The organism is Pleomorphomonas sp. T1.2MG-36 (assembly GCF_950100655.1).
GTDB lineage: Bacteria > Pseudomonadota > Alphaproteobacteria > Rhizobiales > Pleomorphomonadaceae > Pleomorphomonas.
The window spans coordinates 329,770-349,825 of the sequence record NZ_CATNLY010000001.1 but is presented as its reverse complement, the minus strand read 5'-3'; the positions used below and the strand labels follow the sequence as shown (position 1 = coordinate 349,825).

The 20,056-nt window shown below is 63.7% G+C and carries 16 protein-coding genes; 12 read left to right on the top strand and 4 right to left on the bottom strand.

The annotated features are described in order from the left end of the window. Positions 1-40 precede the first annotated feature (40 nt). The 8 genes from QQZ18_RS01685 to QQZ18_RS01650 all read left to right on the top strand — a co-directional run bounded on the left by QQZ18_RS01685 (position 41) and on the right by QQZ18_RS01650 (position 10,251). Positions 41-1,228, top strand: coding sequence for a multidrug effflux MFS transporter (locus QQZ18_RS01685; protein ID WP_284537528.1), 1,188 nt, complete (start codon positions 41-43; stop codon positions 1,226-1,228). Beyond that, positions 1,225-2,475 carry an efflux RND transporter periplasmic adaptor subunit gene (locus tag QQZ18_RS01680; protein ID WP_284537527.1) on the top strand — a complete coding sequence of 417 codons (1,251 nt, stop codon included), beginning with the start codon at positions 1,225-1,227 and terminating at the stop codon, positions 2,473-2,475. Before QQZ18_RS01685 ends, QQZ18_RS01680 begins: the two co-directional genes overlap by 4 nt. Before the next feature lie 3 nt (positions 2,476-2,478). After that, positions 2,479-4,443, top strand: a complete 1,965-nt coding sequence (locus tag QQZ18_RS01675; protein ID WP_284537526.1) for a MacB family efflux pump subunit — start codon at positions 2,479-2,481, stop codon at positions 4,441-4,443. Positions 4,444-4,562: 119 nt separating this feature from the next. Then, complete coding sequence (locus QQZ18_RS01670; RefSeq protein WP_284537525.1) at positions 4,563-5,255, top strand: CerR family C-terminal domain-containing protein; 693 nt, start codon at positions 4,563-4,565, stop codon at positions 5,253-5,255. Next, positions 5,252-6,265, top strand: coding sequence for a secretion protein HlyD (gene hlyD / locus QQZ18_RS01665; protein ID WP_284537524.1), 1,014 nt, complete (start codon positions 5,252-5,254; stop codon positions 6,263-6,265). Before QQZ18_RS01670 ends, hlyD begins: the two co-directional genes overlap by 4 nt. Continuing rightward, complete coding sequence (locus QQZ18_RS01660) at positions 6,262-8,010, top strand: ATP-binding cassette domain-containing protein (RefSeq protein WP_284537523.1); 1,749 nt, start codon at positions 6,262-6,264, stop codon at positions 8,008-8,010. Before hlyD ends, QQZ18_RS01660 begins: the two co-directional genes overlap by 4 nt. Continuing rightward, complete coding sequence (locus tag QQZ18_RS01655) at positions 8,007-9,137, top strand: ABC transporter permease (protein WP_284537522.1); 1,131 nt, start codon at positions 8,007-8,009, stop codon at positions 9,135-9,137. The genes QQZ18_RS01660 and QQZ18_RS01655 overlap by 4 nt, the downstream gene beginning before the upstream one ends. A gap of 1 nt (position 9,138) precedes the next feature. Beyond that, complete coding sequence (locus tag QQZ18_RS01650) at positions 9,139-10,251, top strand: ABC transporter permease (RefSeq protein ID WP_284537521.1); 1,113 nt, start codon at positions 9,139-9,141, stop codon at positions 10,249-10,251. A gap of 57 nt (positions 10,252-10,308) precedes the next feature. On the opposite strand, the gene QQZ18_RS01645 is transcribed toward QQZ18_RS01650, so the two are convergent. Further along, positions 10,309-12,342 carry a HAMP domain-containing methyl-accepting chemotaxis protein gene (locus tag QQZ18_RS01645; protein WP_284537520.1) on the bottom strand — a complete coding sequence of 678 codons (2,034 nt, stop codon included), beginning with the start codon at positions 12,340-12,342 and terminating at the stop codon, positions 10,309-10,311. A 721-nt stretch (positions 12,343-13,063) separates the two neighbouring features. On the opposite strand from QQZ18_RS01645, the gene ugpB reads away from it, so the two are divergent. From ugpB to ugpC, 4 genes are all read left to right on the top strand, one after another. Beyond that, the gene (ugpB, locus tag QQZ18_RS01640) at positions 13,064-14,383 is read left to right on the top strand and encodes a sn-glycerol-3-phosphate ABC transporter substrate-binding protein UgpB (protein WP_284537519.1); all 1,320 of its coding nucleotides are present in this window, start codon (positions 13,064-13,066) and stop codon (positions 14,381-14,383) included. Positions 14,384-14,496: 113 nt separating this feature from the next. Further along, on the top strand, positions 14,497-15,381 hold the full coding sequence (gene ugpA, locus QQZ18_RS01635; protein WP_284537518.1) for a sn-glycerol-3-phosphate ABC transporter permease UgpA: 885 nt from the start codon (positions 14,497-14,499) through the stop codon (positions 15,379-15,381). 10 nt (positions 15,382-15,391) lie between these two features. After that, positions 15,392-16,240: a sn-glycerol-3-phosphate ABC transporter permease UgpE gene (ugpE, locus tag QQZ18_RS01630; protein WP_284537517.1), complete on the top strand. Its 849-nt coding sequence runs from the start codon at positions 15,392-15,394 to the stop codon at positions 16,238-16,240. A gap of 2 nt (positions 16,241-16,242) precedes the next feature. Then, a complete protein-coding gene (ugpC, locus tag QQZ18_RS01625; protein WP_284537516.1) occupies positions 16,243-17,295 on the top strand; it encodes a sn-glycerol-3-phosphate ABC transporter ATP-binding protein UgpC in 1,053 nt (350 codons plus the stop codon). 18 nt (positions 17,296-17,313) lie between these two features. Here the strand turns inward: ugpC and QQZ18_RS01620 are convergent, their stop codons facing one another. The 3 genes from QQZ18_RS01620 to QQZ18_RS01610 all read right to left on the bottom strand — a co-directional run bounded on the left by QQZ18_RS01620 (position 17,314) and on the right by QQZ18_RS01610 (position 19,920). After that, the gene (locus QQZ18_RS01620; RefSeq protein WP_284537515.1) at positions 17,314-18,006 is read right to left on the bottom strand and encodes a cysteine hydrolase family protein; all 693 of its coding nucleotides are present in this window, start codon (positions 18,004-18,006) and stop codon (positions 17,314-17,316) included. 165 nt (positions 18,007-18,171) lie between these two features. Next, on the bottom strand, positions 18,172-19,071 hold the full coding sequence (locus QQZ18_RS01615) for a proline iminopeptidase-family hydrolase (protein WP_284537514.1): 900 nt from the start codon (positions 19,069-19,071) through the stop codon (positions 18,172-18,174). 66 nt (positions 19,072-19,137) lie between these two features. Further along, entirely contained in the window at positions 19,138-19,920 is a 783-nt protein-coding gene (locus QQZ18_RS01610) for a helix-turn-helix transcriptional regulator (protein WP_284537513.1), read from the bottom strand. Positions 19,921-20,056 lie beyond the last annotated feature (136 nt).

Genomic DNA, 20,056 nt, shown 5'->3' with positions numbered 1-20,056 from the left:
GAGCCGCGAGCCGGCGCTTCCCCGGTAAATTCGTGAAACGATGTCACCTCTTGCGTCCGTCAAACTCAACACCTTAAGCCTGACCTTCATCCTCGCCGCCCTCACGGCCTTTGCGCCGCTCTCGACCGACATGTATCTCGCGAGCTTTTCCAGCCTCGCCGAGACCTTTGGCACCGACGAGGGCAGGGTGCAGCTTTCGCTGTCGGTGTTCTTCTTCGGCCTGTCGGTCGGTCAGCTCATCTACGGTCCGCTGGTCGATCGCTTCGGCCGAAAGCCGCCTCTGATCGCCGGTCTCCTGATCTTCACCCTTGCCTCGGCTGCGATTGTCGTCGCTCCGACCGTCGAGAGCTTTATCGCCTTGCGTCTCTGCCAGGCGCTCGGCGGCTGCGCCGGCATGGTGGTGAGCCGCGCCATCGTCGCCGATCTGTTCGACGAGCGTGGAAGCGCCCGCTTCCTGTCTCAGATGATGCTTGTGCAAGGCCTCGCCCCGATCGTCGCGCCGCTTCTCGGCGGCTACATCCTGGCGGTGGCGCCGTGGGAGGCGATCTTCGTCGTCCTGACGTTGTTCGGCATCGGCTGCCTGTTAGCCGCCACGCGCGGGTTACCCGAGACGTTGCCACCCGAACGGCGCCATGCCCAGGGGATCGGTGGCGTGGTTCGGGCTTTCGGCGAAGTGTTTGCCAATCGTTCCTTCATGGCTCCGGCCTTGTCCGGTGCATTCGCGGCCGCCTGCATTTTCGCCTTCATCACCGGATCCCCCTTCGTCTACATGCATCTCCACGGCGTCGGGCAGCAGCACTACGGCTGGCTGTTCGGCCTCAACGCCTGCGGCATGATCGTCGCCTCGCAAGTCAACCGGCTATTGCTGCGCCGATTCTCGACGAGAGCAGTGATGGCCGGTGCGCTGACCTTCAACGTGACCATGGGCCTCGTCCTCGTCGTCACGGCGGCGAATGCGCCGCTGCCGTTGCTCGTTGCGCTTCTGATGCTCTGCCTCTCGACCGGGCCTTTGATCGGCGCCAACTCGACGGCGATCGCCATGAGCCATGTCGGGGCTCACCGCGGCACGGCGTCGTCGGTGCTGGGCGTCATGCAGTTCGCTGTCGCCAGCCTTGCCAGCGCTGCCGTCGGGCTGCTGCACAATGGAACCGTCTATCCGATGGTGGGTATCATCCTCGCCGGAGGGGGGCTTGCCTCCCTGGCCTACTACATGGGGCGCCGCGCATGACCGCTGCTCCGCGCAAACGCAAGAGCCGTCGCGGCCTGATCCTCTTGGTGGCTTTGGTGGCCTTGGCGGCGGCCGCATATTTCGTCAGGGGCCGCTATTACTCGGCACCGACCGTCACCATGATGACCGCCGACGTCACGCGGGGCGGCGTCGAGGAGACGGTGCTGGCCACCGGTCAGCTGCGGCCGGTGAAGCTTGTCGCCGTCGGCGCCCAGGTTTCGGGCCGCATCACCTCGCTTGAGGTCGCACTCGGCGATCGGGTGAAGGCCGGCGATCTCATCGCCGAGATCGACTCGGTGACGCAGCAGAACGATCTCAAGAAAGCGCAGGCGTCGCTGGCCAGCGTTCGCGCACAACGGTCGGAAAAGGAAGCATCGCTGACACTGGCCCGGCAGACGCTGGACCGCCAGCAAACGATGGTCAGCCAGAATGCCGTCGCGCGGGCCGATCTCGAAAGCGCAGAGGCGAGTGTCAAGACGACGGAGGCGCAGATCGCCGCCCTCGACGCGGAGATCCAGTCGTCGGAAGTGGCTGTGGAGACCGCCCAGGCCAATCTCGGCTATACCCGCATCACCGCGCCGATCGACGGCACTGTGCTAGCCGTGGTCAGCCAGGCCGGGCAGACCGTCAACGCCGCCCAGTCGGCACCGACGATCGTCGTTCTGGGACAGCTCGACACCATGAGGGTGCGGGCCGAAATATCCGAGGCCGATGTCATCCACGTGGCGCCGGGGCAGAAGGTGTATTTCACCATCATCGGCGATCCCGAGCACCGTTATGATGCGACGCTCGAAAGCATCGACCCCGCGCCGGAGTCGATCCGCACCGATGCCGACATTTCGACGGTAAGTTCGTCTTCCTCGTCATCGAACGCGTCGTCCTCGGCCATCTATTATTACGGCAACTTCACCGTCCCCAACCCCGAAGGACGTCTGAGGACCTATATGACCGCCGAGGTGAACATCGTTCTCGGTCGCGCCGAAGACGTGTTGACCGTGCCGGCCGCCGCGCTGGGGAGCCGCGCCTCCGATGGGACCTATCGGGTCAGGGTGTTGAATGCCGACGGCAGCACGGCAGAGCGACGGGTCGAGGTGGGCCTCAACGACAAGGTCACCGCAGAGGTGAAATCCGGCCTTGCCGAGGGCGACAAGGTGGTGACCGGCGAGATGACGGCCGCCCAGCGGGCGGCGGCATCCTCGTCGCTGAGGCTCGGACGGGGCGGCGGCGGCCCGCCGCCGGGGATGTGAGCCATGGCCGAGCTCATCCGGCTGGAAAAGCTGCGGCGTGAATTTCCGTCCGGCGACGACACGATCACCGTGCTGAAGGACCTCGACCTTGTGATCGAGGCGGGCGAAATGGTGGCGATCGTCGGCGCTTCCGGTTCCGGCAAGTCGACGCTGATGAACATCCTGGGTTGCCTCGATCGCGCGACCGCCGGCAGCTATCGCATCTCGGGGCGGGAAACCGCCTTGCTGGAGCCCGATGAACTCGCCGCTCTCCGTCGCGAGCACTTCGGCTTCATTTTCCAGCGCTATCACCTGCTCGGCGAACTCGACGCGCTCGCCAATGTGGAGATCCCGGCCATCTATGCCGGCATGGCGCCGCGCGACCGACGGGCAAGGGCGGAAAGTCTGCTCGACCGGCTCGGCATGAGCGACCGCACCGACCACCGTCCGGGACAGCTCTCGGGCGGTCAGCAGCAGCGCGTTTCGATCGCCCGCGCCCTGATGAACGGCGCCAACGTCATTCTCGCCGACGAGCCGACCGGGGCCCTCGACAAGCATTCCGGCGAAGAGGTGCTGCGCATCCTCGAAGAGCTGAACGCCGAGGGCAAGACGATCATCATCGTCACCCATGACATGAACGTCGCAAGCCGCGCCCACCGCATCATAGAGATTTCCGACGGCGTCATTCTCAGCGACAGGAAGAGCGAGGCGGCGGAGGAGCGCGCGCCCGTCACCGCTTCGGCGCCTCAGGGTGAACGTCCAAGAAATGGCGGCTATCTGCGGTCTGTGGTCGATCGTTTCAAGGAGGCGTTGCGCATGGCCGTGCTGGCCATGGCGGCTCATCGCCTCAGGACCTTTCTCACCATGCTCGGCATCATCATCGGCATCGCCTCGGTGGTGTCCGTCGTGGCGATCGGGCAGGGCACGCAACAGCAGGTTCTGGCCAACATCTCCAGTCTCGGCACCAACACGTTGGAGATTTTCGCCGGCCGCAGTTTTGGTGATACCCGCTCGGGGAAGATCACCACGCTGGTCGCTTCCGATGCCGAGGCGCTGGCGCGGCAGAGCTACGTCGCGGCGGTCACGCCTACGGTGTCCGCCAGCAAGACACTGCGCGTCGGCTCGTTGGAGGCGAGCGCACTCGTCAACGGCGTCGGCGAGCAGTATTTCGCCGCGCGCGGCACCAAGCTCGCCGAGGGCAGCTTTTTCGACGCGAGGTCGGTGCGCAACCGGGCAACCGATGTGGTCATCGACGAGAACACTCTCAAGACGCTGTTTGCGAACAGCCCGACCTCGCCTGTCGGCCAGGTCCTGCTGATCGGCAACGTACCGGCGCGGATCGTCGGTGTGACCCAGCCTCAACAGGGGGGCTTCGGGTCCAGCCAGAACCTGTCCGTCTATCTGCCGTACACGACGGTGCAGACCCGCTTCCTCGGCAACATGTCTTTGCGCTCGATCACCGTGCGCGTCGCCGACGACGTCGATACCAGCCTTGCCGAGCAGGACGTGACGCGTTTCCTGACCCAGCGCCATGGCAGCCAGGACTTCTTCATCCTCAATACCGACGATATCCGGCAGACGATCACCTCGACCACGCAAATGCTGACCTTGCTGATCGCGGCCATCGCCGTCATCTCGCTGGTGGTCGGCGGCATCGGGGTGATGAATATCATGCTGGTGTCGGTCTCGGAACGGGTCAGCGAGATCGGCGTGCGCATGGCCGTCGGCGCCCGTCAGGGCGACATCCTTCAGCAGTTCCTGATCGAAGCCGTTCTGGTTTGTCTTATCGGCGGGCTTTGCGGCATAGGCGCCGCCTTCGGCATCGGCCAGTTGGTGAAGCTCATTTCCAGCGATTTTGCCTTGATCTACTCGACCACCTCCATCGTCGCCGCATGCGTCTGTTCGACGCTGATCGGCGTGGTATTCGGCTTCCTTCCCGCCCGCAACGCCTCGCAACTCGACCCGGTTGTCGCATTGTCACGGGACTGACGATCCTTCCCGCTCGTTTCGGAAGCTTCGCCCGGCGTCGCCGGGCGGTTGCTCGTCATTCCTCCAACATCCGTAAATCAGTCGATTGACTGAAAACGGATGGGGTATAGATTGGCGGCATGACAAAGCCATCTTCACCCGACACCGCCCATAACGACGGTCCGCGCGAAAAGCTTCTTCTCGCCGCGCTCGAGTTGTTCGGCCAGTATGGTTTCGACGGCGTCTCGACCCGCAGACTTGCCGAGCAGGCAGACGTCAACCTTCAGGCGATCAACTACTATTTCGGCAACAAGCGGGGCCTCTACAACGCTGTCGCCGACTATCTGATCTGTCGACTGCAGGCCCGCATCGGCGAGAGACGGAAGCTGGTACTCGGCCGTTTTGCCGAGGCTCAGTCGGGTGGTCAGCCGATCGACGCAGACGAGGCGCGCGCCATCCTGACCGTGCTTGGCGAAACCATGCTGACATTGTTCGCGGACGACGAGTCGGCCGTCTGGGTCCGATACATGGTTCGCGAACAGGCCGAGCCGACCGAGGCCTATGATCGAATGTACACTGGCTTCATGCAGCCAATGTTGGTGGCCGTGCGCCATCTCGTCGGCATCCTTCTCGAATCCGATCCCAACTGCGAACGCGTGCGACTGCGGACGCTGTCGCTGGTCGGCTCGCTGATCGTCTATCGCGTCGGACGAGCCACCATCCTGCGAGAGATGGAATGGTCGGCGGTCGGACCGGCGGAAGTCGCCGCGATCCGCGGTATCGCCGCCGAACTCGTCGCCAGCATCCATCCCATCAGGGAAAGTGCAACATGAACAAGATCGTCCCCGTCGTCCTGCTCCTCGTCGCCGCAGGCGCCGGTGCCGCCTGGTACCTCGGCCTGCCGCAACGCTATGGATTTCTCGTGCCGTCGCCGCCGACCCAGGTGATCTACGGCAATGTCGACATTCGCCAGGTACCGCTCGGTTTCCGTGTCGGTGGCCGGCTTGCCGGCGTGGTGGTGGAAGAGGGTGACGCCGTGAAGGCTGGCGACCTTCTGGCCCGCCTTGATTCCGGCCCCTACGACATTGCCGTCCGGGCCGCCGAGGAGAATGTCGCGGCGCTCAAGGCGACGCTCGACAAACTCAAGGCCGGCGCCCGCCCATCCGAGATCGCGAAGGTGCGCGCCGCCTACGAGGAGCAGGTCGCCAGTCTGGCCAATGCCGAGTTGGCTCTCTCCCGCGCCGATCAACTGCGCAGCCAAGGCACCGTCGCCCAATCGAGCCTCGACACGGCGACGGCCGCCAAGGACATGGCGAGTGCCCGTGTGGCCAGCGCCAGGGCGGCGCTATCGCTCATCGAGGAGGGCAGCCGAACGGAAGATATCATGGCCGCCGAGGCACAGCTTCGCGCTGCCGAGGCACAGCTCGACGCGGCCCGCACGTCGCTTGCCGATACCGAACTGAAGGCACCGGCCGACGGCGTGATCCTGTCGCGCGTCAGCGAGCCGGGTGCCATCGTCGCGCCCTCGACCAATGTGCTGGTCTTGGCACTGACCGAGCCGGTCTGGGTCCGCGCCTACGTTTCCGAGCTCGATCTCGGCCGCGTTCATCCTGGACTGAAGGTCAAGGTCACGTCCGACAGCATGACCGGCGCGGGCTACGAGGGGCAGGTTGGCTTCATCTCGCCGGTGGCTGAGTTCACGCCGAAGGCGGTCGAGACGCCGGACCTGCGCACAGACCTCGTCTACCGGCTTCGCATCATCGTCGACCATCCTGGCAAGGATCTGAGGCAGGGCATGCCGGTCACCGTTCATCTGCCGCCTGCCCAGAGCGAGGCAAAATGAGCACCGCCGCCGAAGGCAAGCCTGTCCTTGTCAGCCTCTCGGGTATCGTCAAGCGCTTCGGCGATGGCCCGCCGGCGCTCGATGACGTGTCGGGCGATATCCACGGCGGCGAAATCACCGGTCTCGTCGGTCCCGATGGAGCGGGCAAGACGACACTGATCCGCCTGATGACCGGACTGATGCAGCCAGAGGCCGGCCGCATCGTCGTGCTTGGTCATGATGCGCGTACCGGCGCGTCGGCCATCCAGACGGCAATCGGCTACATGCCCCAGCGCTTCGGTCTTTATGAAGACCTGTCGATTCAGGAAAATCTCGATCTCTATGCCGACATGCGTGGCCTGCCACGTCGCGAACGACCGTCCGTTTTCGACGAGTTGCTGACGTTCACCGATCTCAAGCGCTTTACCGGTCGTCTCGCCGGCAAGCTGTCCGGCGGCATGAAGCAGAAGCTCGGTCTCGCCTGCGCGCTGATCCGCAAGCCGCGCCTTCTGCTGCTCGACGAGCCCGGCGTCGGCGTCGATCCGATCTCGCGGCGCGAACTGTGGAAAATGGTCGAGAACCTGACTGCCGAAGGTATCGGCGTCGTCTGGTCTACCGCCTATCTCGACGAGGCCGAAGCCTGCGACCGGGTTCTTCTCATGAACACCGGCAAGTTGCTTTATTCAGGTACGCCGTCCGGTCTCACCGATCGGGTCGAGGGCAGGGTGAAGCGCCTGACCGGTATCGAGGGAAGCCGCCGCCGGCTGCTGGCTCGCCTGCTCGACGAGGACAAGGTGGTCGATGGCGTCATCCAGGGCGAGGCCATCCGGCTGGTGTTCGACACAGGAAGCGACGCCGGCGAGGTAACCAAGGCTGTGGGTCTTGGCGCCGCCCGTCTCATTCCGGCCGTGCCACGTTTCGAGGATGCGTTCGTCGATATGCTGGGCGGCGGTCCCGGCGGTCGTTCGGTGCTGGCCGACGCGCAGGCGCCACGCGCCACCGGCGACGGCCGGCCGGTGATCGAGGCGCGCGGCCTCACCAAACGTTTCGGCGATTTCGTCGCTGCCGACCGCATCACCTTCGACATTCCGCGCGGCCAGATCTTCGGCCTGCTCGGCCCCAACGGCGCCGGCAAGTCGACGACCTTCAAGATGCTGTGCGGTCTTCTGAAGCCATCGGAGGGCGAGGGCAGGGTTGCCGGTTTCGACTTGCGCCGCGACGCGGCCGAGGCACGCAATCGGCTGGGCTACATGGCGCAGAAGTTCTCGCTTTACGGGGATCTGTCGGTTGCCCAGAACCTCGATTTCTTCGCCGGCGTCTACGGCCTTTCGCGCGCCCGACGGCGCGAGCGCATTGCCATGATGCTGGAGATCTTCGACCTGAAGCAATACGCGAGCATGTCGGCCAAGGATCTGCCGCTCGGCCTCAAGCAGCGCCTCGCGCTTGCCGCCGCCGTCATGCACGAGCCGGAGGCGCTGTTCCTCGACGAGCCGACCTCGGGCGTCGATCCCATCACCCGTCGCGAGTTCTGGACGCATATCAACGGCCTCGTAGAGAAGGGAGTGACGGTTCTCGTGACCACTCACTTCATGGACGAGGCCGAGTATTGCGACCGCATTTCGCTCATCTATCGCGGCAGGTCGATCGCCCTCGGCTCGCCCGACGAGCTCAAGGCCAAGGTGGTGCGGCCCGACCGGCCTGATCCTACCATGGAGGACGCTTTCATCGCCCTGATCGAAGCAAGCGAACGGGAGGCCGCCGCATGAACGCCTATCGCCGAGGTCGGGCCCGCCGCATTCTCGCTCTGATCCGCAAGGAGAGCTTCCAGATCGTTCGCGATCCCTCCAGCATCCTGATCGCGCTTGTTCTGCCGCTGATCCTGCTGTTTCTGTTCGGCTATGGCGTGTCGCTGGATACCACGCGCACCAGCGTCGGCCTCGTACTGGAGGAGACCACGCCCGCCACCCTCGATCTGGCGGCAAGCTTTCAGAACTCCCGCTATTTCGACGTGGCCGTTGGGCGCGACCGACGCGAATTCACCTCGGACCTCGTCCAGAGTCGGATCGGCGGCATCCTGGTCATCCCCAACGGCTTCACGGCCGATCTCACCGCCGCCCGCCACCCGGTGGTGCAGGTGATCGTCGATGGCGCCGATCCCAACACGGCCAACTTCGTGCAGAACTACGCTGCCGGAACGGTCTCGACCTGGGAAGCGCAGCGGGCGGCCGAGCGGGCGCTCACGGCGACGCCGCTCTCCATCCAGCAGCGATTCTGGTTCAATCCGGAGCTCAAGAGCCGCAACTTCCTGGTGCCGGGCTCTATCACCATCGTCATGACGCTTGTTGGCACATTGCTCACGTCGATGGTGATCGCCCGCGAATGGGAACGCGGCACCATGGAGGCGATGATGGCGACGCCGGTCACCGCCTGGGAGCTGCTGGCCGGCAAGATCGTGCCTTACTTCCTGCTCGGCCTCGGCTCGATGACTCTTTGCGTCGTTCTCGCGGTATTTCTGTTCGGCGTGCCGTTCCGAGGATCGATCCTGGCGCTCTATGCGCTGTCGGCCGCCTTCCTCATGCCGGCGCTGGGGCAGGGGTTCCTGATTTCGGCGGTCACCAAGAACCAGTTTCTTGCCTCGCAACTGGCGCTGCTGTCCGGCTTCCTGCCGAGCTTTCTGTTGTCGGGCTTCATTTTCGAGATCAACTCGATGCCGCTGGTGATCCAGTACATCTCGATGATCGTGCCGGCCCGCTACCTGATACCAAGCCTGCAGTCGGTGTTCCTGGCCGGCGACATATGGCCGATGTTTCTGCGCGCCATCCTGGTCCTGGTCGGCTTTGGCCTCGTTCTCTTCGCCATTGCCATCCGCAAGACAGCCAAGAGGATAGCCTGACATGGGACTGACGCGCCTTCTCGCCCTTGTCCGAAAGGAGTTCCTCGCCCTCTTTCGCGATCCGAAGAGCCGCATGATCCTGATCGCGCCGCCGGTTCTGCAACTGTTGGTGTTTTCCTATGCCGCGACGCTGGAGGTGCGCAACGTCGACGTGATGGTGTTCAACCTCGACGCCGGCCACTGGGGGAGCGAACTCACGAGCCGCATCGAGGCCTCGCCGCAGTTCCGTCTCGTTCAGCGAACCGACAATCCGGCCGAGCTTCGCGATGCGATCGACCGCGAGCGCGTGATCGCCGCCGTCGAGATCGGAGCGGACTTCTCCCGCAACATCGAGGCGGGCACCACAGCCGATGTCGCCATCATTCTCGATGGCCGCCGCTCCAATGCCTCGCAGATCGTCTCGGGCTACATTTCATCGATCGCGGCGGGGCTTGCCGCCGACACCCCGGCCGGCCAGCGGCTCGCATCCGTTCGGGTCGGTACTGCCGCCCGCAACTGGTTCAACCCGAACCTTGAGTTCACGTGGTTCATGGTGCCCGGCCTCGTTGCGTCGATTGCCATGCTGGTCGGCCTGCTGGTCACGGCGCTGGCCATCGCCCGGGAACGTGAGTTGGGCACCTTCGACCAGTTGATGGTGTCGCCGCTTCGGACGCACGAAATCCTGATCGGCAAGGTCATTCCGCCGATCCTGATCGGCTTCGTGCATATCAGCCTGTTCGTCCTCGCCTCCGTCTGGATTTTCGGCGTACCGCTGCGCGGGTCGGTCGTCGCTCTCTATGTCGCCGCCTTCTTCTACCTGATCTCCCTGGTTGGGTTCGGACTGTTCATATCGGCGCTGGCGGCGACGCAGCAGCAGGCGATCCTCGGCGCCTTCCTGTTTCTGGCTCCGGCCATGCTGCTGTCCGGCTTCGCAACGCCGATCGCCAACATGCCCGAGTGGCTGCAAGTGCTCACCTACATCAATCCGCTCCGCTACTTCCTGGTGATCGTCCGCGGTGTGTTCCTGAAGGACATCCCGCTTGCCGAGATCGTCGTCGAGACGGTTCCGATGGCGTTGATCGCCTGCGCAACCTTGCCGATCGCCGGCTGGCTCTTCCGGCGCCGGCTGGAGTGAGCAAAAGAAAACGGCGGCCCGAGGGACCGCCGTGAAGTTGCTGTCAGACGAAGGTTCTCAGGCGGTGCGCACCGAAGACAGGAAACGGCTGACCTCGTCGCGAAGCGTGTCCGACTGGCGGGCGAGGTCGTCGGCCGATGCCAGCACCTGGGTTGCGGCGCTGGAGGACTCGGTTGCCGCCTGGGTGATGCCGACGATGTTCTGCGACACCTGATGGGTACCCGAGGAGGCTTGGGCGACGTTGCGGGCGATCTCGTTTGTCGCCGCGCCCTGCTGGTCGACGGCCGCGGCGATCGACGAAGCGATGGCGTTGAGCTGCTCGATGATCGAGGTGATGCCGACGATCGCCTCGGCCGACGACTGCGTCGACGACTGGATCTCGCCGATCTGGCGGGAGATTTGCGACGTGGCCTTCGAGGTCTGGTCGGCGAGCTGTTTCACCTCGGCGGCGACCACCGCGAACCCCTTGCCCGCCTCGCCGGCCCGCGCTGCTTCGATGGTGGCATTCAGCGCCAGGAGGTTGGTCTGGCTGGCGATGTTGTCGATGAGGTTGACCACCTCGCCGATGCGATTGGCGCTGTCTGCCAGTTCGCGGACGCGGTTGGCCGTCGCCTGCGCATCGCTGGCGGCACGCGATGCGACGCGGGTGCTTTCATCCGCCTGCCGCTTGATCTCGCCGATGGACGAGGCGAGTTCTTCGGCCGAGGCCGCCACGGTCTCGACGTTGGTGGACGCTTCCTCGGCGGCGCTCGCGACGGTGATCGACTGCCCCGACACCTCCTCGGTGGCCGAGGTCATCGACCGGGCAGCCAGCTGCAACTGGGATGATGCGCTGACCACCGACTGGACGACCCCGCCCACGGCCATTTCGAACGCGTCGGCAAGCTGGCTCATCTCCCCGCGCCGGCGTTCCTCCGTCACGGCCTTGGCATGGTCCTGCTCGACGCGCAGGCGCTCGTTCTCGACCAGCCCTTCCTTGAAGACGTTGAGCGTCGCCGCCATGGTGCCGACTTCGTCGGTCCGGCCGAGGCCGGGAACGGTCACGGCCAGCTCACCGGCGGACAGGCGCTGCATGGCGCTGGTGATCGATACGATCGGCCGGGAAATGCCGCGACCGAGAAGGAGGGCGAGAACGATGCCGACGACGAGACCGCCAGCCGAGATGCCCCACAGCATGGTCTCCGACGAGGCCAGCATCTGCTCCGATTTGGCCTGAAGGGCGGACTGGCTCTTGTTGGCGACACCCATGAAGGCGTCTAGCGTGTTGATGATGCCGGTGACCTTGTCGCTGAGCGCCGCGACATCCTTGATGTTCTGGAGGCTCGATGCCTGGATGACGGTGAAGTCGGACTCGTATTGCTGTGCCTTGTCGCGCAATTCGGCGAAGGTCGACCGCAACTCCTTGGGGCCGGACTTGGCCGAGGAGTCGATCCAGCTGTCGGCGGTGGTCAGCGTGTCGAGCGCTGCCTGGAGGGACTCGTCGTCGAGATTGGCGAGGGCGACGTTGACCTGGTTCTGCACCAGCAGCACCAGCCGCAGGATCTCGTTGACCGTGTCGCGCGTCGAGGCGTCGCTGGTGGCCAGTGCGATGGCGGCGACGTCTTCGAGGCCCTTCTGCACGGCGGCAATGGCGGGCTCCATGGACTGGACCCGCATCGTGGCGAGCTTGGCCTTTTCCGTGCCGATGCGGGCAAGCTCGGTCGCATAGGACTCGAACTCCAGGCTCAGCTCCTTCAGAGTGTCGCGCTGTCCGAAATCAGAGACCTTGCTGACACCCTCGGTGATGGCGGCGCGCAGAAGCTCGGCCTGTTGTTCTGTGGCTTGAGCCGTGCCGGGAAGCGAGGTGTAGATGAGCTCGCGGCTGAGACGCCGATACTCGAGGAACTTCGCCTGGACATCATTGGCGATGCCGACCTCGACGTTGCGGGTGGCGAGATCGGTGACCACGCTGTTCGACTGGGAGAAGGTCCGGAGCGCGACCCCGGCGACGATAGCCATCAACGCGAGCGCTATCAGAAAGCCGGAAACGATCTTGCCCAATATGCCGAGTCGCCAGGCCTTCAACCTGGGTTTGCCAACAGTCCAGCGCATCTCTCTCTCCCAAAAGCAATCGCTCAGCCAATTGTCTTGTCTAAGCCGCGCATTCGCATGTGTGGGGCGCATTTCAGGACATGCGGAGTTAAGCTGTCGTTTATTCGATCGGCAAACTTCGCAAGCCGGTGCGGACATCTGAACATATGTCGCGATAATTATCGTTGTGCTTCGTTTTGTCTTAAGGTGAAACGATACAATCGAAACTCGATATTGCTGAATAAAGGGGTATAGAATCTACTTTCGTAAGTTTATTATGGTGTTCCGCTAGAAATATTGATGCGTGCGACGTGGAAAGCACTGCGTTTGACGGCGCGCCTTGCGTCTCGCTCTCGGCACAGTTCCAAGTTGTCTGATGTGGACCGGACCGGATATTTGGCGCGGCTGCTTCAGTGTGAGTCGCTGGTCAGATTTTCTTGTTCCGGAGCGAGGCGAAGTCCGCCTCTCCGAATACCTAGGCAAAAGTGCGCATATACGAAAGACTTAGCCGCTTATGCGGTTCATCGCGACACGCAGCCGATGTCCAGGTGATGCGCACCTCAGACTGGGTCTCTGATTTTGGCAGGTTTTCCAGCGCCTTGGTTCCGGCTCTCATGACGGCGGGATGAGTCGCCCCATCCGTTCGCGCTCGTCACCGAACGGTCACAAGGAGGCAATGCCTCTGTCACATGCCGCCCCTACTGCTTGCCGTCACCGACAACATCGAACGTAGGATGACGCCATGCTGACGCGGTCCCTCATCGCCGGACTAGCCTTGACCCTCATGTCCGGTTCCGCCTTTGCCGCTACCGAAATCACCTGGTGGCACGCCATGGGCGGCGAGCTCGGCAAGAAGCTCGACGAAATCGTCGCCAAGTACAATGCCTCGCAGGACGAGTACAAGGTAACGGCCGTCTACAAGGGCTCCTATCCCGAGACCATGACGGCCGCCATCGCCGCTTTCCGCGCCAAGCAGCAGCCCGACATCGTTCAGGTGTTCGAAGTGGGAACGGGTACGATGATGGCGGCAAAGGGCGCCGTCTATCCCGTTTACCAGCTGATGAAGGATACCGGTGCCGCCTTCGATCCCAAGGCGTTCCTGTCGGCCGTGGTCGGCTACTACACCGACGCCGACGGCAACATGCTGTCGATGCCGTTCAACTCCTCGACGCCGATCCTCTACTACAACAAGGATGTCTTCAAGAAGGCTGGGCTCGACCCCGAGCAGCCGCCGAAAACTTGGGAAGACGTCGAAGCCTATTCGAAGAAGATCATGTCGTCGGGTGCCGCCAAGTGCGGCTTCACCACCGGCTGGATCTCCTGGCTGCAGCTCGAGAACCTGTCGGCCTGGCACAACAAGCCGATCGGCACCCTCCAGAACGGTATCGGCGGCGCGGACGCCGAGCTGACCGTCAACGGCGACCTGCAGGTCCGTCACTGGACCAATCTCAAGAAGTGGCAGGACGAGGGACTGTTCCAGTATGGCGGTCCGGCCGGCGGCAACGACGCGCCGCCGAAGTTCTACAGCCAGGAATGCGCGATCTACATGAACTCGTCGGCCTCGCGCGCCGGCGTGATCGCCAACTCCAAGGATTTCCAGGTCGGTTTCGGCATGCTGCCCTATTACTCCGACGTGCAGGGCGCGCCGCAGAACTCGATCATCGGCGGCGCTACGCTGTGGGTGCTGAAGGGGCATAACGACGCCGAGTACAAGGGCGTCGCCAATTTCTTCACCTTCCTGTCGTCGCCGGAAGTGCAGGCCGACTGGCACCAGTATTCCGGTTATCTGCCGATCACCGCGGCGGCCTACAAGCTCGGCCAGGAGCAGGGCTTCTATGCCAAGAACCCCGGCTCCGACGTCGCCATCAAGCAGATCACCCTCAATCCGCCGACCGACAACTCCAAGGGTCTGCGCTTCGGCAACTACGTGCAGATTCGTGACGTGATCGACGAGGAGTTCCAGAATCTGCTGGCCGGCAAGAAGGCTCCGAAGGAGGCGCTCGACTCCGTCGTGACGCGCGGCAACAAGCTGATCGCCGACTTCCGCGCCGCGAACGGCTGACCCCGCCTTTTCCCCGTTAAATCCGGCGCTGACGGGCTTCCCGTTCGGCGCCGGCCTTCTTGCGGATGGCGGCAGGATATGCCGCATCCGCGCTTCTCGATCCGGTTTCCTTCATGCAGACCAAGCGCACCGTTTTCGGCAACCGCCTGCTGCCCTATGCGCTCCTTTTGCCGCAAATCGCAGTGACCGTCGTCTTCTTCCTGTGGCCGGCGGCCCAGGCTGTTCTTCAGTCCTTCCAGCGCGAAGATGCCTTCGGTCTGTCCACGACATGGGTCGGTCTCACCAATTATGCCGACCTTATTCAGGAGCCGACCTATCTCAACTCGTTGAAGGTGACGGCCATCTTCGCGCCGGCGGTAACGCTGCTGTCCGTGGGGCTCGGTCTTGTCTTCGCCGTCAGTCTCGACCGGCTCGTTCGCGGCGGCCGCGTCTACGCCGCGCTCCTGGTCTGGCCCTATGCGGTCGCGCCCGCCGTCGCCGGCATCCTGTGGTGGTTTCTGTTCAATCCGACCATCGGTCTGCTGCCTTATCTGCTTGCCGCGGTCGGCTATCGCTGGGATCACGCGCTGCAGCCCACCGACGCCATGATCCTGGTCGTCATCGCCGCCAGCTGGAAGCAGGTTTCCTACAACTTCCTGTTCTTCACAGCGGGCTTGCAGGCGATCCCGAAGTCGATGATCGAGGCGGCGGCCATTGATGGCGCCGGGCCGGTGAAGCGTTTCTTCACCATCGTCTTCCCGCTCCTGTCACCCACCACCTTCTTCCTCGCCGTCATCAACCTCGTCTACGCGATGTTCGACACCTTCCCGGTGATCCACGCCACCACCGGCGGCAATCCGGCCCAGTCGACCAACATCCTCGTCTACAAGGTGTTCGTCGACGGCTTCATAGGCCTCAACCTCGGCTCTTCCGCCGCGCAGTCGGTGGTGCTGATGGCCATCGTCGTTGCGCTGACGGTGATCCAGTTCAAATGGGTCGAGCGCAAGGTAACCTATTGAGGATCCGGCCATGATCGATCGCCATCCCTGGCTCGACGCGCTTGCCCATGCTGTGCTGATCGCCGGCATCCTGATCGTCGCCTTTCCCGTCTATGTCGCCGTGATCGCCTCGACGCATGGCCCCAACGATTTCATGTCGGGCTTGGTGCCTCTGCTGCCCGGCGGCGAAATGGTAGCCAACTATCGCTCGATGCTGACGGACGGCCTTTCCAGTTCGGGCGCGCCGCCGCTCGGCGGCATGTTGTGGAACTCGCTGGTGATGGCTCTCTCGATCGCCTTCGGCAAGATCGTCATCTCGATCCTGTCGGCCTACGCTATCGTCTATTTCCGGTTTCCTTTCCGGGCGGTCGCCTTCTGGATGATCTTCGTCACGCTGATGCTGCCGGTCGAGGTGCGCATCGTGCCGACGTTCAAGGTGGTGGCCGACCTCGGTTTGCTCGACAGCTACGCGGGCCTCACAATTCCTCTGATCGCCTCGGCAACCGCCACTTTCCTGTTTCGGCAGTTCTTCCTGACGGTGCCGGACGAACTGATGGAGGCGGCGCGCATCGACGGGGCAGGGCCGCTCAAGTTCTTCCGCGACATACTGCTGCCGCTCAGCCGCACCAACATCGCCGCGCTGTTCGTCATCCTCTTCATCTACGGCTGGAACCAGTATCTCTGGCCGCTGATGGTCACCACAACATCGGACCACTACACCATCGTCATGGGCATCAAGCGCATGTCGGACGTGGCCGACGCCTTGCCCCAATGGAACGTCGTCATGACCACCGTCGTGCTCGCCATGCTGCCGCCGGTCATCGTGGTGGTTGGCATGCAGCGGCTGTTCGTCAAGGGCCTGATCGAAACGGAGAAGTGAGCATGTCCGCCATTGAAATCGCCGCCGTAAGCAAGCTCTACGCCGGCGGCGTCCGGGCCGTCTCCGACGTCAGCCTGTCGATCGCCGATGGCGAGTTCATCGTGCTGGTGGGGCCGTCCGGCTGCGGCAAGTCGACGCTGCTCAGGATGATCGCAGGCCTTGAGACGATCACCTCGGGGACCGTCTCCATCGGCAGCCGGGTGGTCAACGAGATCGACCCGGCGGCCCGCAACATCGCTATGGTGTTCCAGAACTATGCGCTCTATCCACACATGAGCGTCTACGACAACCTTGCCTATGGCCTCAGGAACCGCGGCGTACCCAAGGCGGACATCGACACCCGGGTAGCCGAGGCGGCGCGCATGCTGGAAATCGAGCCCTTCCTCCAGCGCAAGCCGAAGCAGCTTTCAGGCGGTCAGCGGCAGCGCGTCGCCATGGGGCGCGCCATCGTGCGCAAGCCGGATGCCTTCCTGTTCGACGAGCCGCTCTCCAACCTCGACGCCAAGCTGCGCGTCTCGATGCGTGGCGAGATTCGCCAGTTGCAGCGCCGGCTCGGCGTCACCTCGGTTTACGTGACGCACGACCAGCTTGAGGCGATGACGCTGGCCGATCGGATCGTGGTGCTGAACGGCGGGCGCATCGAGCAGGTCGGCCGACCGCTCGATGTCTATCACAACCCAGCATCGACCTTCGTAGCGAGCTTCATCGGCTCGCCGGCCATGAACCTTGCCGATGCCAAGGTGACCGGAGGCGCCGTGGCCATCGGCGGGCAGATGATCGCGAGCGGGGTGGCCGGCATCAAGGACGGCCGGCTGACCATCGGTTTGCGGGCCGAGGATATTCATCCGGCGGCCTCCGGTACCGGCGTGCCTTTCTCCGTCCGCTATGTCGAGGAACTCGGAGCGCAGCGGCTGGTTCACGGCTCGGTCGAGGGGATGCACCTCACCATGGCACTGTCGCCGGACCTGCCGCTTGCCGACGAGATGCGTGTGGTGGTCGCCGCCGACCGGCTGCATTTCTTCGACGGAGAAAGCGGCAGGCGGCTCTCCCGATGATTGAGCCGCCGGTCGCGCTCAGGCCGGCAGGTAGCCGATCACCTCGTCGCTGCTCATCACCGAGCAGTAGATCATGTTCATGATTTCCAGCTCTCGGTCGTGCATGTCCATAGTGCCGGCCGCGCAAGCATCCTCGGCGACGATGACGTCGAAGCTCTCGTCGGCAAGGCTGCGCACCGTCGAGGCGACGCACTGGTCGGTGAAGATGCCGCAACAGACGACGTGGGTGATGCCGAGGTTGGCAAGCACCAGACGGAGATTGGTGCCCGTCAGCGCGCTGTCGGTAGTCTTGGTGACGACGATTTCGTCGCCTTCGGGGGCGATCGCCGGCACGATCTGCGACGGCAGTTCGTCCTTGGGCAGCAAAAGGTCGTTCCAGCCTGGCTTTTTCTGGCTCAGCGATCGATCGCGTCCATCGTGGCGCAACGCGGCGATGCGGGCATAGAGCACGTCGAGACCGCGACCGCGGAAGCTTTGAAGCAGCTTTGCGATCGACGGGATCACCGTGCCATGCATGCGCTCATGAAATGGCGTCCAGGCGTGATAGCGGGCGAGGTCCTCGCCGGTCAGCGTCGAAGGATCGGGGCGGTCGAGATAGACGTTCTGCACGTCGATGACGAGCAGCGCCACCTTGCCGGCGATGAGCACGGGGTCCAGCGGTTCCGGGGCACCGTCGTAGTAAAAGGAGCGGCGGGCTGTCTTCCAGGTCATGGTCGGTCCTCGAACGTTGGCGGCGACTCGCCGGCGGAGAGGCCGGATTGCCCATTCTACACATGGATCCGCCCTCGCTTCCGCTGCGGCATTGCGAAAGGCGAGGGCGGTATAGCCCTCCGGGTGGCTGGCTCCACTTTTGCGGAGGGCGAAAGCGCTGGTGTGTCAGCCCTCCACCGACTTCAGGAAGTCCGACACGGTCGCGAGGCATTTCGCCTCTTCCTCGACGTGCGGCATATGGCTCGAATGCTCGAACAGCACCCAGCGGATACCGGGCACTTTCTCGACGTAGGGACGGACCACCTCGGGCGTCGCCTCGTCGTATTTGCCGGAGATCAGCAGGGACGGCACGTTGATCAGCGGCAGGCGATCTTCGATCGTCCAGTCCTTCATCGTGCCGATGACGTGGAATTCGGTGGGGCCGTTCATGTTGATGTAAACGGTATTGTCGAGGTCCATCAGCTCGAAGGTGCGGCTCACCTCCTTCGGCCAGGGTTCGAGGCGGCAGACGTGCCGGTTGTAGAACACCCTGGATGCCGCGACGTAATCGGGGTGGGTGATGGTTCCGGCCGCTTCGTGTTTCAACAACGTGGCTTGCACCTCGGGCGGCAGTTGCTCCCGCAGCCGATTGGCCTCGCTCACCCAGGTGTGCATGTTGGCCGGCGAGTTGGCGATGATCAGCGCCTTGAGGCCCGTTGGCCGGCGCACGGCGTGCTCAGCGCCGAGCATGCCGCCCCAGGACTGGCCGAGATAGGCGTAGCGGTCGGCGATGCCGAGATGGGACAGAAGGGCGTCGAGTTGGTCGAGGAACAGCTCGATCGTCCAGAAGTCCTTGCCCTTGTCGGGCAGATGGGTCGAGTTGCCCGAGCCGAGCTGGTCGTAGTGAATGACGGCGCGGCCATCGAGATCGGCGATGCGCTTGAAGCTGTCGACGTAATCGTGCGTGCAGCCCGGACCGCCATGGGCGACGATCAGCGGCAGACGAGGAGACGACAGGGAGCCGCTGACGCGAAACCACGTTTCATAAGCGCCAAAGGGCGCAAATCCTTCCACGACGTCCACCACTCTTCACCCTCCGCTGCATATGCGTTGGGCAAAAACATAGCGCGGCGAAAAGCTGAGCAGCAGCTATCAGAAGTTATAGGTCTGGGGTCCGTCGAGCAGCCGATAATGGATGGCGCGCACCACGGCCTGGGTGCGGTTGCGGGCGCCGAGCTTGCGGATCGCCGAGTTGAGATGCATCACCACCGTCGGTACCGATCGGTCGATGATGCGCGAGATCTCCTTGGCGGAAAGTCCCTCGGCGGAATGGCGCAGGCACTCTCGCTCCCGGTCGGTCAGGCGCGGGATGGCGCCGATGCGGGCCGGCGCGTCGAAGGCCGAATAGGCCGTCTCGTGGAACAGGTGGGCGAGAAGGCCGAAGTCGGCGATGGCGCCTTCGGCGGTTTGCTGGAAATCTGCATCGGCGCCGAAGCGAACGCCCGTCACGGTCGCGTAGTCCCCGCGCGGCAAGTGTACCGGCACCGTGACGCCCGACGTCAGGCCGCGATCCCTGAGATAGCTTTCCACCGGGCGGCTATCGTCGCAGAGATAGCGGCGGATCGCCGTGTCGGCGTCGCGGTCGTAGTTCCAGAAGAAGGGCGTCGATGTCCGCAATGCCAGTTGCTGAACCGGATCGAACCGGAAGTAGCCTCGTCCGCACCAATATTCATGCATGTCCTCGGGCACGTTCCTGAGCTTCAGGAGCGAGGGAATGTTCATGCTGCCGTCGACGTCGTAGGGCACCGGCGTGTAGTCGTAGATGAGCGCGTCGAAGCCAAAGCCCTTCATCATGTCGAAGGCTTGGTCGATACATCCTTCCAGGCCGGTCTTGATAGCGAGCCGCTCTCTCACGGCGGCGATGTCGACGGGCATCTATAGCTACTCCGGAGTGAAAGCCCCTCGGACGGCGGCTTTAGGCTCCTCCATCGGCCAGACCCTATCACTTCTAATAGCTGGTGTTGAGCGTCAATTCAGCCAAAATTTGATCACGCTCAAATCGTGGGCTTTG

Excerpts from the sequence above, each read along its gene's own strand:
- QQZ18_RS01685 (WP_284537528.1), top strand. The coding sequence starts at position 41 with ATGTCACCTCTTGCGTCCGTCAAACTCAACACCTTAAGCCTGACCTTC.
- QQZ18_RS01680 (WP_284537527.1), top strand. The coding sequence starts at position 1,225 with ATGACCGCTGCTCCGCGCAAACGCAAGAGCCGTCGCGGCCTGATCCTC.
- QQZ18_RS01675 (WP_284537526.1), top strand. The coding sequence starts at position 2,479 with ATGGCCGAGCTCATCCGGCTGGAAAAGCTGCGGCGTGAATTTCCGTCC.
- QQZ18_RS01670 (WP_284537525.1), top strand. The coding sequence starts at position 4,563 with ATGACAAAGCCATCTTCACCCGACACCGCCCATAACGACGGTCCGCGC.
- hlyD (WP_284537524.1), top strand. The coding sequence starts at position 5,252 with ATGAACAAGATCGTCCCCGTCGTCCTGCTCCTCGTCGCCGCAGGCGCC.
- QQZ18_RS01660 (WP_284537523.1), top strand. The coding sequence starts at position 6,262 with ATGAGCACCGCCGCCGAAGGCAAGCCTGTCCTTGTCAGCCTCTCGGGT.
- QQZ18_RS01655 (WP_284537522.1), top strand. The coding sequence starts at position 8,007 with ATGAACGCCTATCGCCGAGGTCGGGCCCGCCGCATTCTCGCTCTGATC.
- QQZ18_RS01650 (WP_284537521.1), top strand. The coding sequence starts at position 9,139 with ATGGGACTGACGCGCCTTCTCGCCCTTGTCCGAAAGGAGTTCCTCGCC.
- QQZ18_RS01645 (WP_284537520.1), bottom strand. The coding sequence starts at position 12,342 with ATGCGCTGGACTGTTGGCAAACCCAGGTTGAAGGCCTGGCGACTCGGC.
- ugpB (WP_284537519.1), top strand. The coding sequence starts at position 13,064 with ATGCTGACGCGGTCCCTCATCGCCGGACTAGCCTTGACCCTCATGTCC.
- ugpA (WP_284537518.1), top strand. The coding sequence starts at position 14,497 with ATGCAGACCAAGCGCACCGTTTTCGGCAACCGCCTGCTGCCCTATGCG.
- ugpE (WP_284537517.1), top strand. The coding sequence starts at position 15,392 with ATGATCGATCGCCATCCCTGGCTCGACGCGCTTGCCCATGCTGTGCTG.
- ugpC (WP_284537516.1), top strand. The coding sequence starts at position 16,243 with ATGTCCGCCATTGAAATCGCCGCCGTAAGCAAGCTCTACGCCGGCGGC.
- QQZ18_RS01620 (WP_284537515.1), bottom strand. The coding sequence starts at position 18,006 with ATGACCTGGAAGACAGCCCGCCGCTCCTTTTACTACGACGGTGCCCCG.
- QQZ18_RS01610 (WP_284537513.1), bottom strand. The coding sequence starts at position 19,920 with ATGCCCGTCGACATCGCCGCCGTGAGAGAGCGGCTCGCTATCAAGACC.